This window comes from Flavobacteriales bacterium (assembly GCA_025210295.1).
Lineage (GTDB): Bacteria > Bacteroidota > Bacteroidia > Flavobacteriales_D > Parvicellaceae > S010-51.
Genome location: JAOASC010000047.1, coordinates 13,531 through 27,561 on the forward strand (window position 1 = coordinate 13,531; position 14,031 = coordinate 27,561).

The window sequence follows — 14,031 nt, forward strand, 5'->3', positions numbered from 1 at the left end:
TTTGATACAAGTCTTGAAATTAATTGCTATTAAATTATTTTTTCTGGTATAAATAATAGCGATTTAACTTCACTTCATCAAGCAATTCAAAGTTTTCTACTTCCTCTTTTTGCTTTGATAAATAGTAATTTTCGCCTACTGTTTCATCAAATGTTAAACTAACTGAATGGTATCTTGCAAAATACCCCCTCAAGGACCAATCTTGAGAAAGAGATGGAGGAATTGTAATGATGCTCTTGGGTGGTATTACTTCACTTATTTTTTGGATATCTTCAATCATTTCTTGGTCTCTCCCTACTCTATTGAATTGAAATGCTGTAATGATTAAACTTACAAACAACAAAAACAAGCTGATCAATTTTACTCCTTTATATCGTTTAGTATTTAATTCTAATTGCTCAACTCCTTTTTTCCAAAACGGAACGAGTAATAACCCTAATGCCAACGCGAAAAAAGGATAAGTCGACACAATATAAAAATCTCGCTGTTTTAAACTTATAATAATCGGTAAAACTCCACTTAATCCTATAGCAACTAGAAAAAACACTTTCTGTAATCTATTGGTGTCTAGTTTAATCCATTGCTTTCTGTTCAAGAAAAAAGTTAGCAAAACTAGCCCCAATAAAGGTATTAATTGCTGAAAAAGACTACCAAGGATAAAGTAACGATTCGAAATTTCTACTTTATTTAAACTGTGTACGACCTGGGCTTGAAAATAATTATTGAGACTGTCTATAGCTTCGGGGACAAAAAGGTATAAAAAACTAAACGGCAACAATAACCCTATGAGCATGATAAAAGACAACAAGATTCCTGATTTTATTGAAACTTTATGATCAAAAAGACTAATAAAGAAAATACTTGACAATGGAAAAAGTCCAACTAATCCCTTGGTTAAAAAAGCCATAAAAATAAAACCTCCTGCAAGTAAACTTAAGCCTAGTTGGCTCATTGTTCCTTTTTGATTTACTGCTAATAAAGCACTATAAAAAGATAATAATACAAAAAGCGTCATTGTATTTTCCAACATATTATTAGCAACAGCCCAACCAACTACACCAATGATTGAGTGCAATAACAGAGGGATCCAGAAGAATTTTCGATGCGGTCTGTCGACTAACTTTAGCCATATCTTCACTAACAGGTAACTAGAAGCTATAAATAACGTTAATGAATAGAGGTGTTCAACATGAATATGATCTCCAAAAATGCTATAAAACAATGCTTGCATTCCCATTGCCAAAGGTGGATGCCCATGAAAATGCTGGTTGTATGTTTCTGTATAAAATAAATCCCAGAAAGTACCCTCTCCAAAAGCCAAATTTCGACTAATTGTGGAATAGAAAAGTCCATCCATAAACATCCCCTCAGAGAAAAGAGCTGGGGCATTTATTCCTAAGAATAATGCAATAACAATAAGCAGATAAGGCCAACTTTGTTTCATAGGTTACCCTAAAAAATTAATAGCATTTGGCCCTTCATTAAATAATAAATCTAAAATACTGAGGTTGGGGATAAAACCATTTCTATCGGAAAAAACCTGAGTGTATTCTTCTTCTTGATAATTTGAAGTTGCTTCTTTTTTAGGATGTATTAAATCACGAAAATCATTAGTTGCTATTTTTTGATAACTTTCTGTTTTTAAAAATTGACTATCAAGATCTAATAGCTCAACAATTTTATTTTGAATCGCCTCGTTAAACTCTACTAATACTTCATACTTTTCTTCATAAAAAGGTAAAATTTCATCTTCATAATATTCAAAATAAGGAGAAGAACGATAAGCTGATTGAATAGAGCGCCAATGTAGGTTTTGCCAACGTTGAGAATTATCAATTTTAACAGCCTCCATTTTCGTTCTAATTCCTCTTTTAGCTAAAGGAATAATTAAGTTTAAAGCTCCATTTGCCCCATGTATTACACTTCGATTTCGATAAGATTGCTTTTGAAAATGCTCTTTAACATCTATAATGATCTCTGGGTTTTGATTAATGATGGTATAGTAATCTATATTTCCCAAATAAACTGAACTTAGTGTAATACTCATGGTTAAAATTTTAGAAAGGCAAAAATACAACAATTAAATAAAATCTATTGTTTCATTGACTATAGTTTGTAAATGATTGGGTAAAGCTATTTCTTTCCATGGATGTTTGCTACCAAAAGTATGGTTTCCCCCTTTAACAAGCTTTAATACAGCTTTAGGATTCCATAATTTTAAAGCCTCTGCCTCTTTAATTGAAACGGCTTCATCTTGATCTCCATGAATAATCAGTTGTGGTTTATTAAGCTGTTTAATCGCCCCTTTAATGGTTAACCGCTGCTCATTCTCAACAAAATCTGTATAAAAAGAGAAAAAATGAGGCATATCTTGTTTCGTTCTTCCATTTTTGACATAAAAAACGCCTTGGTCTTTCCATGCTTCAAACTTTTCTTTTTTAGGAAAGCGCTTTTTATAATCTGAAACACCTGCCCAAGTTACTAACTTTCTTACGGCCTTGTGCTCTTTTGCCACAATAGAAACAATCCCTCCTCCTCTACTATGTCCAATTAAAGTTATCGAATCTTTTAAAATTGGCAAACCATTATTGGCTTGAGCCCAGTTAATTACAGTATGTAAGTCCTCAACTTCTTTGGTATAGGTGTTTTCTCCAAAAGCTTGTAAATCTGGGAAGTCTATTGGTTGTGCTAAAGTTCCCCCATTATGAGAAAAATTGAACTTTAAAAATACAAAACCAGCTTGTACAAATGCTTCTGCAACTAAATTCCAAGCCCCCCAATCTTTGTAGCCTTTATAACCATGACAAAAGATGACCAATGGTTTATCTTTATCATTGTCTTTATAACTGATATCGGCTAAGATATCTCGTTCTCTCTTGGTAGGTATAATTAGTTGCTTTTTATTCATTTTTTTTAATTGTGTAATAAGGGATTGGATGGAGTTTTCATTCTGTTTTATGCTGATTACGTTTTTCTTTGTCCTATTCTAATCAGCCAATTACCCACCTCTTTTCATCGCCTCCAGAATCATCTCAATTGAAATTTTCTCCATTGCTTGTTGAGCACATTGTTGATCTGCCTCTGATTTTAGTTTTCCATATACAGTACAGGGCCTACATGGCAGCTCTTCTTTTGGTACTTGAACCATATATGCTTCATTGTTATATGGAGAAAAACCTAGATAGGGATGTGTAGCTCCCCAAATGGAAACAACTTTAGTATTTACTAATGCTGCTAAATGCATATTACCACTATCCATAGCTACCATTACTTCCAATTTACTCATCAACATTAACTCTTCTTCAAACTTTAATTTCCCTACAATTGATTCACAATTCGAAAATTGATTCGCTAGCTCTTCTAACAACTGCTGTTCTTGCTCTCCTCCACCAAACAATACAACAAAATTCTCCTCTTCTTGCGTGAGTGCTTGAATTAACGCCTTGATTTTTGGTAATCCTAATTCTTTACTTTTATGGGCGGCAAATGGGGCAATTCCAATTATTTTTTGATATTGTCCTATTGAAGCATTGATAAACTGCTCCACTTTCGAATTAACTTCAATAGTTAAGAAAGCATCTTTTTTTAATTCAACCTGAACACCTGCTTTTTTGAATACCTCAACATATCGTATTTGTGTATGTTTTAACGCTTGGAATGGAATTTTACCAGCGATTAATTCCTGTTTTTCTTTCCTCCCTTTATCTATTACATAAACAGGAACTCCAGCTAATCTAAAAAAGGAACGTAGAATTTTCGTTCTTAATACATCATGTAAATCAAGAACTGCATCAAACTTTTCGACCTTTAATTCTTTATACAATTTTCTCAACCCATTAATCCCTTTATGTTTTCCTTTTAAATCTGCTGATTTAAAAGAAAAACTTGGATAAAGATTAAATAGAGGTTGAAAAAAACCGCGTGATAAGTATTTGATTTCTAAGTGTGGATTTTGCTCCAAAGCAGCATGAATAACTGGAGCTGTAAGCGCAACATCTCCCATTGCTGAGAATCTTATTACAAGAACTTTTTTCATTTACAATTACACAAATCGTTCGTCTACTTCCATTTCAGCTCCACATGAATTACAAGTTCTTAATTCTTGAGAACCATAATATTTTCTAAAAACTGGTAAAAAATCTTTTTCTATGTCTTTTAATTCGAAATATTCCTCAAATAATTTGTTATTGCAGTGATCACAAAACCATAATAAACCATCTTTAAAGCCTTTACCTTTACGTACTCTTTCAATTACTAAACCTATAGACCCTTCACTTCTAATCGGAGAATGTGGAATATTAGCAGGTAATAAAAACATTTCTCCTTCTTTAATTGGGACCTCAACCGCTTTACCCTCTTGTTGTATTTTGACTAAAATATCTCCTTTGAGTTGATAAAATAGCTCTTCTGTTTCATTGAAATGATAATCTTTTCTAGCATTTGGTCCACCAACAACCATAACAATGTAATCCTCCGAAAGTGGATACATATTTTTATTGGCTACAGGTGGCTTTAATTTATCTTGGTTTTCTTCTATCCATTGATGGAAATTAAATGGTAAAGCAATTGACATAATTTTATTTTTTATGAAGTTGCTTAAAGATAAAAATAAAACTGAAAAATAGTATTGTAGTCAACAAAGATTAAGTTGTTTTACTCAAATTCAAGCTTTTATTTCGAATGATACTCTACCAAACCATCAATCGGTTTTTTAATGACTTTTCCTAGTTTCATATCATGTTTAAATGCAACAATATAAAGATACTCTTTAAAATGGTAACCTATAGATCCAACAATATTTAAGTCTATGTTTTTGTAATCTTCATATCGAATGAGATGGGTAATAAAAAATTCATCAAAAGCTCTCAAAACCACTCGTTGTAGGTACTCATCTTCTTTGATATATAGACTAATCCATTCTACAAAACTTGCTAAATAACGATTCGGAAGTGCTTGTTTGTACACATGATCTAAGATGACATTTTTGGATAAATTCAACTCTTCTTTCATCTTTATTGTTATGTGATCAGGGGTTCTTCCGTACAAAAAATCAATTAACAATCTTTTTCCAATATTAGAACCAGCCCCCTCATCTCCTAAAATATATCCCAAAGAGTTCTGTTCTTTAAGTATCTTTTGGCCATCAAACAAACAAGAATTACTTCCTGTCCCCAAGATTGCTACAATACCTTTCTCATTTCCACATGAAGCTATTGCTGCGCCCAATAAATCATGTTTAATGTTGACATCAGCATTGATAAATACCTTTTTAAAATCTTCAGCCAATTGTTGATTTTTACTCTCCGAAGAACAGCCTGCTCCGTAAAAATAAACGGCCAATATCTCTGTCTCATCAGCTAACTGTGTCACCACCTGATATTTGAGCAACTTTATAATTTCTTCACTAGACTTAAAATAGGGATTGATCCCTTCAGTCTCAAATTCAGAAACAACTTCCCCCGCTTCAATTACTCTCCAATCTGTTTTGGTTGACCCACTATCAGCAACTAACTTCATACCCATCAATTTATCCGTTTTCGTAAATTTACAGATAACTATTTAAAACCAAGAATATTCTCTATAAAAAATGATTATTTATAGTTTTAAGATGATGTAAATCTGTTTCCTATTTTCAAATTAGAGTTAACACGTAACCACTCTTCCAAAAAAACAGCTTATCCTTTGACTTCTTCTCTACCATCAGCATGTTTAGCAAATCTTCCTCTTGTTACATCATGTACCTGCTCGTGTTTAGGCCAAGGCCACCCACCAAACTGTGTTTTACGGTAGTCTCGATATGCCGTTCTAATTTCTTCTTGTGTATTCATCACAAATGGACCATATTGAACAACTGGTTCATTAATTGGTTTTCCTTGTAGGATTAAGATATAGCAATCCTCTTCTCCTGCTTGTAATTTTAATTCAACCTGAGATTTCACATGAATTGAATGATAAGATGGTACATTCACTTGATCTATGGTAAGCCAATCTCCTTGATAAAAATACAAGTTACGATTTACCTCTTGATTTGACCCAGCTAAATAAAATGTCCCGCCAGCTTCAATTTTAAGTGTTAAAATCATGACCTCGTGTTCAGCCACTGCCGCCCAAGAGTTTGGTGTTGGCTTTAAAGCTTTTACAGCTCCTAAATTACCTGCAATAATATCTACTGTAGTTTTTTTTCCATTTTTATCTTCTAAAATTTGCTGAGGTATATCCTCTCTCCACAACATTTTAAAATGAGGTTCCACAAATTTATCTTTTTGAGGAAGGTTTAACCATACCTGAAAAATTTCTAAAGGATTGTCTTTATCTTTATTTATAAGTGGAAACATTTCAGAGTGTTGCACACCTTTACCTGCTGTCATCCATTGTACATCTCCAGCACCAAAACGTCCAGATGCACCTAATGAATCTGAATGATCTACAATTCCTTCTTTAGCTATTGTAACCGTTTCAAAGCCTCTATGCGGATGATATGGAAAACCAGGAACACGATTACCATGGTACATCCTCCAGCCATCTTTAACAACAAAATCCTGACCAATATTTCGCCCTTCCAGCGAAACATTAGGTCCTAAATCTTGATTACCATGTGGGTATTCATCTCTATGATGTGCACAAAATAAAAACGGGTCTTGTGTTTCCCAAGGAAATCCTAATGGGTTAACACTTATGATATTGGAAGTGTTCATAAATTACTAATTTTACCTAAAATTAATCGATTTTGAAGTTAGATCTATTAATCAAGATTAAGAAATAAAAGAGAATAAAGAATATTCTGTATTTTCGCCTCATATTGATGCGATTTATTTTTTTTACCATATTGCTCTTGTGCTTTAATGCTTTCTCTGCTCAAGAGAAAACAATTACTGTATCTCATCCATCACAAGTTTGTAAGTCTACAATTACCTTATCTTTTGAGGGGAATTATACCCATTTATATTATACAACTAACGGTTCAATTCCCACACGTAACGCTCGAAAAATAGACTCTTCTATTACCATCAATAAAACTACAGCTTTGTTAATTAAAGCTCAATTTAAAACGGGAGATACCTTAATCGCTCGCTCTTATATTTTTGATACGATATCTCAGTTACCAATAGTTTCTATTACTATTCCAGAGGAAGATTTATGGGACAGTCGCAAAGGTATATACACACGAGGTAGCAATGCTTTTTTTAGCGATAGCACAGGCCATTGGGAAAATTGTAATTTTCAAAAAAAATGGGAAAAAGCAATTCAATTGGTTTATATTGACACTTCCAAGACCGAAGTGATTAACCAAGCTTGTGGACTTCGTATATTTGGAGAATCTACGAGAAGGCAACCTGATAAATCCCTCAAAATAGTTGCTCGAAAACAATATGGAACTAATCGTTTTCATTATCCCTTTTTTAAACAAAAGCCTACTATTTTAGCCTTTAAACAGTTAGTGATTCGAACTTCGGGAAATGATTACAATGGGACCCGTTTTAAAGATGTATTGAACGCTTATTTAGCACGAAATTTAGGTTTAGATTATATGGCCTATCAACCTATTAGAATGTACATCAATGGTACTTATTGGGGCGTATATAATTTAAGAGAAAAAGTAAACAAGCATTATTTATACTATAATCATGGAGCAGCCCTAGATAGTAGTAATATTATTATGGGACGCTGGGTTACCCAACATGGTAGTCGTAAACGTTATAAAGAAATGTATGACTGGTTTTTTAAATTGGATACCATGGATAGTTTGGCTTATGAAAAAGCTAAGGGTTACTTTGATATTCGGAACTATATTAATTATCGTGCTTTTCAAATTTTTATAAACAATGTAGATTCTAGGGGAAACATACGGTATTGGAATGCTTCTAATTTGGATAATAAATTTAGGATGATTTTATACGATACTGATTTAAGTTTTGGAAGTGTTAATAAAGATTATTTGGCTAAATGTTTAAGCCCTAGGCAAACCAACTGGTATAACAATACTTGGAGTACAATTTACTTTAGGAAATTAATGGAGCACCAAGAATTTAAACACGATTTTATTAATCAATACGCCCATATAATGAATACTGCACTACATACAGATACGATTATTGCTGCTGTTAATCATTTTGAAGCTTTTTATAAAGAGGAACTCCCTCGTTCTAAATCAGAACTTCCAAAACATTTTAAAAATGTACCTATTCCTATGGAAAAATGGCTGAATAAAGTGGACCACTTTCGCTCTTTTGCCCAAAAAAGGCCAGCTATTGCGCGTGATGAAATTACCAGAACGCTTTCTAAATCTGGAACTTTTTATTTAAAAATAGAGGGGCAACATGGTACAGTAAATATCAATAATAATTATCCTCTTGAATTGCCCTTTGAAGGGCTCTATTACAAAAACGTTCCACTTCCCATTACTATTTTGAGTAAACAAGGTTTTGGATACCGTCAACAACCGTATCGTATTGATACACTGCTTTATACCTCTAAGGACACCCTAGTCTTAACCTATGATTTTCAGTCCATTAAAAAAGCAGATAAAGCCCCTATTAAACAACAGCAAGAGCAACACCTCGTTCCTCAAGAGAAGAATAGTCTTCTTTGGCTAATTGCTTGGGTTTCGATTGGATTTGGAGGAGTTTTATTGATTGTTTATTTTAAACTTAGGGTTTAATTGCTCTTAGCATTTCTCTTTTTCCAGGAGGTCCTGGTAAGCGTTCTACGATAAAACCAGCTGTTTGTAAATCTCTTCTTACTTGCCCTTTTGCGCAATAAGTAACCAATACCCCTCCATGATGCATATAATGACATAATTTCTTAAACAATTGAATATCCCATACTTCTGCTTGGGAATTGGGTCCAAAGGCATCATAATAAACTAAATCAATCGTTTTATGAGGTGTAAAATCTTCTAATTTTTGCTCTACCTTTTGAAGCGTCATATAATTATTGACAACTCCTATCCCTCCCCATTGACTATCGTGAATGGCATTAAAATGCTTTTGACTTGTTCCTCCAATTAAACCTACATAATTTAACTTTTCGATCAACGCTTTAGCTACAGGAAATGCTTCTAGGCCTATATAATGTATTTGTTGTTTGACTAAATAGGAATAATTAGCAGTCAATAAGGCATTTAATCCAGTCCCCAGCCCCATTTCTAAGAGCGTCAACATTCCTTTCTTCTTAACTAAAGGTGCTAATCCTGTTTGAATAAAAACATGTTCAGCTTCTTGAATTGCTCCATGAATCGAATGATAAGTTTCATCTATATCTGGTCGATATAAAGTATGCGAACCATCATTGGAAATCTTAAGTTCTAGTTTATTCATTTTTTAAAGAGTTGTGTAATTGAGAAGTAAGAATAATTTATTTATGAAGTGTCTCTTCAACGACTTGTCTAACAACACTATGAAAACTACAGGCTATTTCTTCATCAATTTGGTTAGGAGAAATATAAAATTTAAACATCCACATCCAATGATTTTCGGAGTTTATAGAATCATCCAGATGACAACAAAGTTCTAATTGTTTTTGATCATTTTTATAAAGTATAAACTCATGATTTAAATATGTATACCTCGCTATATCTTTATATTCTATTTTTAGATGATTATAATATTCTCCTTTAGGATAAGTATTCCATACTTGGGCAGCTCTTATACGTATTTTTTTATCAGAATTTAATGTATCAAAAATATATAAACTAGGTAATTCACCAGAAAATTCTCCTTTACAATTATCAGGTAAGTATAATACACCATTAGAATTAGGGAAATTTATTTTACTTGAAAGAGTGTCTATTTTTCTATTTCTTTCACAGTTTTTAAATAACTCTGACACTTTATCGGTTTGACTATAATAAACATAATTAAAACTAACCAATATTATTATCATCGTCAAAAATCTCATATACTATATTGCATTAAAATCATTTTATTAAAAAACTAAATATAACCAATCATCTAATCAACCAATTAGCTAATTCTCTAATTCTCTAATCAGCTAATTACTTTTCCCTTTTCTCCTGTTTCGTTCTTTAATAATTAGAGACAATTCTCTACCAGTTTGACCAGAAACAGAGGTATTTTCTTCAGCTCTTCTTATTAAGTATGGTAAAACTTCTCGAATTGGTCCATAAGGGACATATTTCGCGACATTATATCCAGCGTTTGCCAAGTTATAACTAATGTGATCGCTCATTCCTAATAACTGTGCAAAATAAATACGTTTATCATTTTTAGCGATACCATTTTTATCAATTAAACTGGCTAAATGCAAACTACTTTTTTCATTGTGAGTTCCACCACACAGGGCAATATCTTCTACATTTTCAACACAATACGTTAAAGCTAAATCATAATCTTTATCGGAAGCTTCTTTATTCTCTTGAATTGGACTTGGATAGCCTTTTTCCAATGCTCTAGCACGTTCTTTTTCCATATAAGCCCCTCTTACTAACTTAATCCCAAGTTTATAACCGTTTGCTTTAGCCTTAGCATGCGAAGCTTTTAAAAATTCAAGCCGATCCCAGCGATACATTTGAATGGTATTGTATACGTAGACTTCTTCTTGATTGTAACGTAGCATCATTTCATCGACAATTCGGTCTATAGCATCTTGAATCCAACTATCCTCAGCATCAACAAATACTGGTACTTTTAATTCGAACGCTTTCTTACAAATTTTATCAATTCTATCAATAACTTTTTGGTATTCTGCATGATCCTCAGGAGATAATTGTGCTATACCTTCATTAGCCTTCTCTAACAAAGAAAATTTAGATACACCAGTAGGCTTAAAAACTGCAAAGGGAATCCCCTCATTATTTTTAGCCTTTTCTATTGTTTTAATGATCTCATTGGTTGTAGCATCTAAGTCATCATTACTTTCTTTTCCTTCGACAGAATAATCGAGTATAGTTCCAATATTAAATGCAGAAAGTTCTTTTATCGTAGCATCACATTCATTGATATATTCTCCTCCACAAAATTGCTGAAAGATGGTCTTTTTGATAGGGTAATTAATGGGCAGTCTTAAAGTCAGTGCTGTTTTTGTTACTGCACTTCCCACAGCTACCATTGTTTTACTACTTACAATTTTAAATAACCAATATGCTTTTTGCAATTGAAAAGATGATTTTCCTTTAAATGCAACCTCTGTATCGTTAAAATCTATGGGCATTATACCTTGTTATGTTTAGTCAGTAAATAAAATTATTACACAAAAATAACATTCATCTCAAATATAGTGATTCAAAAATCCATTATTTATTTACCTTTTTCTACTTTTGTAGTCAGGAAGATGAATATTTCGGTTGTTATAGCAGATGATAGTGATATTATTCGTACTGGTCTTAGACATATTTTAGATCAGTCGAGTAGTATTCATGTTTGTGCAGATGTTGATAATGCACAAAAATTGATGGATGCAATAGACGAATATAAACCTAATGTTATTCTTCTAGATTATACTGCAAAAGGATTTGATTTAGCGACCATTTCTAATATTAAAATCAAAAATAATTACATCAAACTTATTGGAATTACTCATCACCCTAGTAAAAAGTTAGTTGACGCTGCTCTTTCTAATGGAATCATGAGTCATATCAAAAAGGATTGTCCAGCTCAAGAAATTATTGACGCAGTAATTGACTCTGCCAACAACAAACATTTCTTCTGTGGGGAGGTTTTGGAACTTTTAAAACAAGAAAGTATAGACGCTGAAGTTGAAGATGAGCCATTAAACTGCTCTCCTATTTCTTTGTCTGACCGTGAACTAGATGTCGTTAAGTTAATCTCCGAAGGTTATACCAATGCTCAAATTGCTGTTGTTTTACACATCAGTAATCACACTGTAAACACACACAGAAAAAACATCATGCGTAAATTGGGAATTAGTAATACTGCTGGAATTGTAATGTTTGCAGTAAAAACTAACCTTGTAAGCCCTGATAAATTTGAGTTTTCTCCTTCAGAAAATAATTAAACAATTATGAAAAAAATACTTGCTCTACTTATTGTTGTTCTACTTGTTATTGGTGGAATTATAGCTTATCCTTATTATCAAGTATATCAAGTCAAAGACATTGATAACATCGCATTTGATGAATCATCAAAAAACATTATGTTGTCTGAACCTATTTTATTTAGTGAGCTAGGGACTTTTTTAAAACAGCGTAACATCATTAAAGATCAAGATGCTTTTGATTTAATTGTAGACTTTAAACACTATGATACTATTCGTCTAAATGAGGGAATGATCACTATAAAAAAAGATTGGAATAACAATAAATTAGTGAATCAACTTTATTTAATGCGTAATCAAAAGAAAATTATCACCTTAACGTTTGGTAGTGCTAGAAACCTTGAAGAGTTAGCTGGTAAAATTGCACCTTCTTTAGCATTAGATTCTGTTACATTAGTAACGGCTTTTAAGAATGAAGCTATTCAAAGCAAATATGGGTTTAATCATGCAACATTTATTAGTTTGTTTTTACCGAACACCTATGAAGTCTACTATAATATTACTGCTGATGAATTTATTGCTAAAATGGCTAAAGAATATAAAAAGTTCTGGAATGCTGAACGTTTAAGCAAAGCAAAAGCTTTAAAAATGAGTCAATCTGAAATTACAACTTTGGCTTCTATTGTTTACGAAGAGCAAAAGGTTAAATTTGATGAGCAACCAAAAATTGCTGGTTTATATCTTAATCGTCTAAAAAACAACTGGCTATTACAAGCAGATCCAACGGTTAAATTTGCCCTTGGAGATCCTAGTATAAAACGCCTATTATTTAAACACTTAGAAGTCGAGTCGCCATACAACACCTATAGAAATGCTGGTTTACCTCCTGGGCCAATTTGCTTACCTGAACCAAGAACAATAGATGCTGTTTTAAATTTTGAGAAGCATCAATATTTTTACATGTGTGCAAAACCAGAATATAGCGGTTACCATAACTTCTCAAAAACCTTATCACAACACAATGCTTATGCTAAGGAATATCAAAGCTGGCTAACTAAAGAGGGAATTCGTTAAAAATCTTATTGATCAATAAGGTTCTTTACACAAACATAATTATTGATTTTTTTATAGGTTTCCAATTGGTCATTCAACTGGTCTATCGCTATAGAATCTTTTAATGGCGTGATTTTTAAACCCTCTTTAAACTGATAAATATTACTTCCAAAAAAGACTTTATCATGTATAATAAAACTCGGCATGTCTATGGCTTTAATATTTAATGGAATTACGCGATTTGCTTCAAAATTTAGACTTGTACTCAGGCCATTTCCTAACCAATGATTCTTCTGAGGAACCTCCAACTGATAATTATGCTTTAATAGAGCTAACAAGGATGGTAGCACATCAATATGTGAACAAACTCCTTTAAATTTTGCTGTTTTTCTTAATAATGGGGAATAGATTACAAAAGGAACGTGATAATTTTCAAAAATATTATCAGTTAAATTCAAATCTACTGCATGGTCGCCAGTGATTAAAAAAATTGTGTTTTTAAAATCATCCCTTTGCTTTATACGTTCAAAGAAATGTTTTAAAGCGTCATCTGCATAGCATATAGAAGATAAAATTGCTTTATCAATTTTTTGAACATCATCTAGTGTTAAGTTCAATGCATGCAATCTTGATTGAAGATAATCATCTGTATAATAAATATCATCTGATAAATTATAAGGACTATGATTACTCAAGGTTTGAAAAACACTCAAATAAGGAGCACGAATTGAATCCATGACATCTAATCCCTGATTATACATTGCAGCATCTTTATGTCCCCATGCTTGTTGAGAACGTACATATAAATTCATTGGATATTTTAACGTATCGAATTGATCCATTGTAAAACAATTATCCACTTTATTCTGCTGCATAAAGGCTGAAACATTATCAAAATTACCTGATCCTCCATAAAAATAAGAAGTATAATAATCGTTATCTCTTAAAATCTGAATTAAACTATTATGCTTTGGAAACCTGAGCTTATTCAAGGTGTCTTGTTTCATATTGATAAAACCCCTTGCT

The 14,031-nt window shown here is 32.4% G+C and carries 14 protein-coding genes; 3 read left to right on the forward strand and 11 right to left on the reverse strand.

Translation table 11 applies throughout. The annotated features are described in order from the left end of the window. Nucleotides 1-34: 34 nt before the first annotated feature. From N4A35_15470 to N4A35_15500, 7 genes are all read right to left on the reverse strand, one after another. Nucleotides 35-1,444, reverse strand: coding sequence for a glycosyltransferase family 39 protein (locus N4A35_15470; GenBank protein MCT4582810.1), 1,410 nt, complete (start codon nucleotides 1,442-1,444; stop codon nucleotides 35-37). A 3-nt stretch (nucleotides 1,445-1,447) separates the two neighbouring features. Continuing rightward, complete coding sequence (locus tag N4A35_15475; protein MCT4582811.1) at nucleotides 1,448-2,047, reverse strand: WbqC family protein; 600 nt, start codon at nucleotides 2,045-2,047, stop codon at nucleotides 1,448-1,450. A 33-nt stretch (nucleotides 2,048-2,080) separates the two neighbouring features. Continuing rightward, the gene (locus tag N4A35_15480) at nucleotides 2,081-2,908 is read right to left on the reverse strand and encodes an alpha/beta hydrolase (protein ID MCT4582812.1); all 828 of its coding nucleotides are present in this window, start codon (nucleotides 2,906-2,908) and stop codon (nucleotides 2,081-2,083) included. 90 nt (nucleotides 2,909-2,998) lie between these two features. Beyond that, the gene (locus N4A35_15485) at nucleotides 2,999-4,036 is read right to left on the reverse strand and encodes a glycosyltransferase family 9 protein (protein MCT4582813.1); all 1,038 of its coding nucleotides are present in this window, start codon (nucleotides 4,034-4,036) and stop codon (nucleotides 2,999-3,001) included. A 6-nt stretch (nucleotides 4,037-4,042) separates the two neighbouring features. Continuing rightward, complete coding sequence (locus N4A35_15490; GenBank protein ID MCT4582814.1) at nucleotides 4,043-4,573, reverse strand: 3-hydroxyanthranilate 3,4-dioxygenase; 531 nt, start codon at nucleotides 4,571-4,573, stop codon at nucleotides 4,043-4,045. A 98-nt stretch (nucleotides 4,574-4,671) separates the two neighbouring features. Beyond that, entirely contained in the window at nucleotides 4,672-5,517 is an 846-nt protein-coding gene (locus N4A35_15495; protein ID MCT4582815.1) for a hypothetical protein, read from the reverse strand. Between the two features lie 158 nt (nucleotides 5,518-5,675). Next, entirely contained in the window at nucleotides 5,676-6,695 is a 1,020-nt protein-coding gene (locus N4A35_15500) for a pirin family protein (protein ID MCT4582816.1), read from the reverse strand. A 107-nt stretch (nucleotides 6,696-6,802) separates the two neighbouring features. Between N4A35_15500 and N4A35_15505 the strand changes: the two genes are divergently transcribed. Then, nucleotides 6,803-8,659, forward strand: coding sequence for a CotH kinase family protein (locus N4A35_15505; protein ID MCT4582817.1), 1,857 nt, complete (start codon nucleotides 6,803-6,805; stop codon nucleotides 8,657-8,659). On the opposite strand, the gene mnmD is transcribed toward N4A35_15505, so the two are convergent. The 3 genes from mnmD to N4A35_15520 form a co-directional block, all read right to left on the reverse strand. Continuing rightward, complete coding sequence (gene mnmD / locus N4A35_15510) at nucleotides 8,649-9,317, reverse strand: tRNA (5-methylaminomethyl-2-thiouridine)(34)-methyltransferase MnmD (protein MCT4582818.1); 669 nt, start codon at nucleotides 9,315-9,317, stop codon at nucleotides 8,649-8,651. The genes N4A35_15505 and mnmD overlap by 11 nt on opposite strands. A 37-nt stretch (nucleotides 9,318-9,354) precedes the next feature. After that, complete coding sequence (locus N4A35_15515; protein ID MCT4582819.1) at nucleotides 9,355-9,882, reverse strand: hypothetical protein; 528 nt, start codon at nucleotides 9,880-9,882, stop codon at nucleotides 9,355-9,357. 108 nt (nucleotides 9,883-9,990) lie between these two features. Next, nucleotides 9,991-11,169: a proline dehydrogenase family protein gene (locus N4A35_15520; GenBank protein MCT4582820.1), complete on the reverse strand. Its 1,179-nt coding sequence runs from the start codon at nucleotides 11,167-11,169 to the stop codon at nucleotides 9,991-9,993. Nucleotides 11,170-11,289: 120 nt separating this feature from the next. Here N4A35_15520 and N4A35_15525 point away from each other — a divergent pair, with 120 nt between their 5' ends. Both N4A35_15525 and mltG read left to right on the forward strand, forming a co-directional pair. After that, nucleotides 11,290-11,973, forward strand: a complete 684-nt coding sequence (locus N4A35_15525) for a response regulator transcription factor (GenBank protein ID MCT4582821.1) — start codon at nucleotides 11,290-11,292, stop codon at nucleotides 11,971-11,973. Between the two features lie 6 nt (nucleotides 11,974-11,979). Continuing rightward, nucleotides 11,980-13,026 carry an endolytic transglycosylase MltG gene (mltG, locus tag N4A35_15530; GenBank protein MCT4582822.1) on the forward strand — a complete coding sequence of 349 codons (1,047 nt, stop codon included), beginning with the start codon at nucleotides 11,980-11,982 and terminating at the stop codon, nucleotides 13,024-13,026. A 5-nt stretch (nucleotides 13,027-13,031) separates the two neighbouring features. Here the strand turns inward: mltG and N4A35_15535 are convergent, their stop codons facing one another. Further along, the gene (locus tag N4A35_15535) at nucleotides 13,032-14,012 is read right to left on the reverse strand and encodes an LTA synthase family protein (protein ID MCT4582823.1); all 981 of its coding nucleotides are present in this window, start codon (nucleotides 14,010-14,012) and stop codon (nucleotides 13,032-13,034) included. Nucleotides 14,013-14,031: the final 19 nt, after the last annotated feature.

What these genes read in the sequence shown, in the direction of transcription:
- N4A35_15515 (MCT4582819.1), bottom strand. Translation starts at nt 9,882, where the DNA reads ATGATAATAATATTGGTTAGTTTTAATTATGTTTATTATAGTCAAACC.
- N4A35_15475 (MCT4582811.1), bottom strand. Translation starts at nt 2,047, where the DNA reads ATGAGTATTACACTAAGTTCAGTTTATTTGGGAAATATAGATTACTAT.
- N4A35_15495 (MCT4582815.1), bottom strand. Translation starts at nt 5,517, where the DNA reads ATGAAGTTAGTTGCTGATAGTGGGTCAACCAAAACAGATTGGAGAGTA.
- mnmD (MCT4582818.1), bottom strand. Translation starts at nt 9,317, where the DNA reads ATGAATAAACTAGAACTTAAGATTTCCAATGATGGTTCGCATACTTTA.
- N4A35_15485 (MCT4582813.1), bottom strand. Translation starts at nt 4,036, where the DNA reads ATGAAAAAAGTTCTTGTAATAAGATTCTCAGCAATGGGAGATGTTGCG.
- N4A35_15500 (MCT4582816.1), bottom strand. Translation starts at nt 6,695, where the DNA reads ATGAACACTTCCAATATCATAAGTGTTAACCCATTAGGATTTCCTTGG.
- N4A35_15480 (MCT4582812.1), bottom strand. Translation starts at nt 2,908, where the DNA reads ATGAATAAAAAGCAACTAATTATACCTACCAAGAGAGAACGAGATATC.
- N4A35_15525 (MCT4582821.1), top strand. Translation starts at nt 11,290, where the DNA reads ATGAATATTTCGGTTGTTATAGCAGATGATAGTGATATTATTCGTACT.
- mltG (MCT4582822.1), top strand. Translation starts at nt 11,980, where the DNA reads ATGAAAAAAATACTTGCTCTACTTATTGTTGTTCTACTTGTTATTGGT.
- N4A35_15535 (MCT4582823.1), bottom strand. Translation starts at nt 14,012, where the DNA reads ATGAAACAAGACACCTTGAATAAGCTCAGGTTTCCAAAGCATAATAGT.
- N4A35_15505 (MCT4582817.1), top strand. Translation starts at nt 6,803, where the DNA reads ATGCGATTTATTTTTTTTACCATATTGCTCTTGTGCTTTAATGCTTTC.
- N4A35_15490 (MCT4582814.1), bottom strand. Translation starts at nt 4,573, where the DNA reads ATGTCAATTGCTTTACCATTTAATTTCCATCAATGGATAGAAGAAAAC.
- N4A35_15470 (MCT4582810.1), bottom strand. Translation starts at nt 1,444, where the DNA reads ATGAAACAAAGTTGGCCTTATCTGCTTATTGTTATTGCATTATTCTTA.
- N4A35_15520 (MCT4582820.1), bottom strand. Translation starts at nt 11,169, where the DNA reads ATGCCCATAGATTTTAACGATACAGAGGTTGCATTTAAAGGAAAATCA.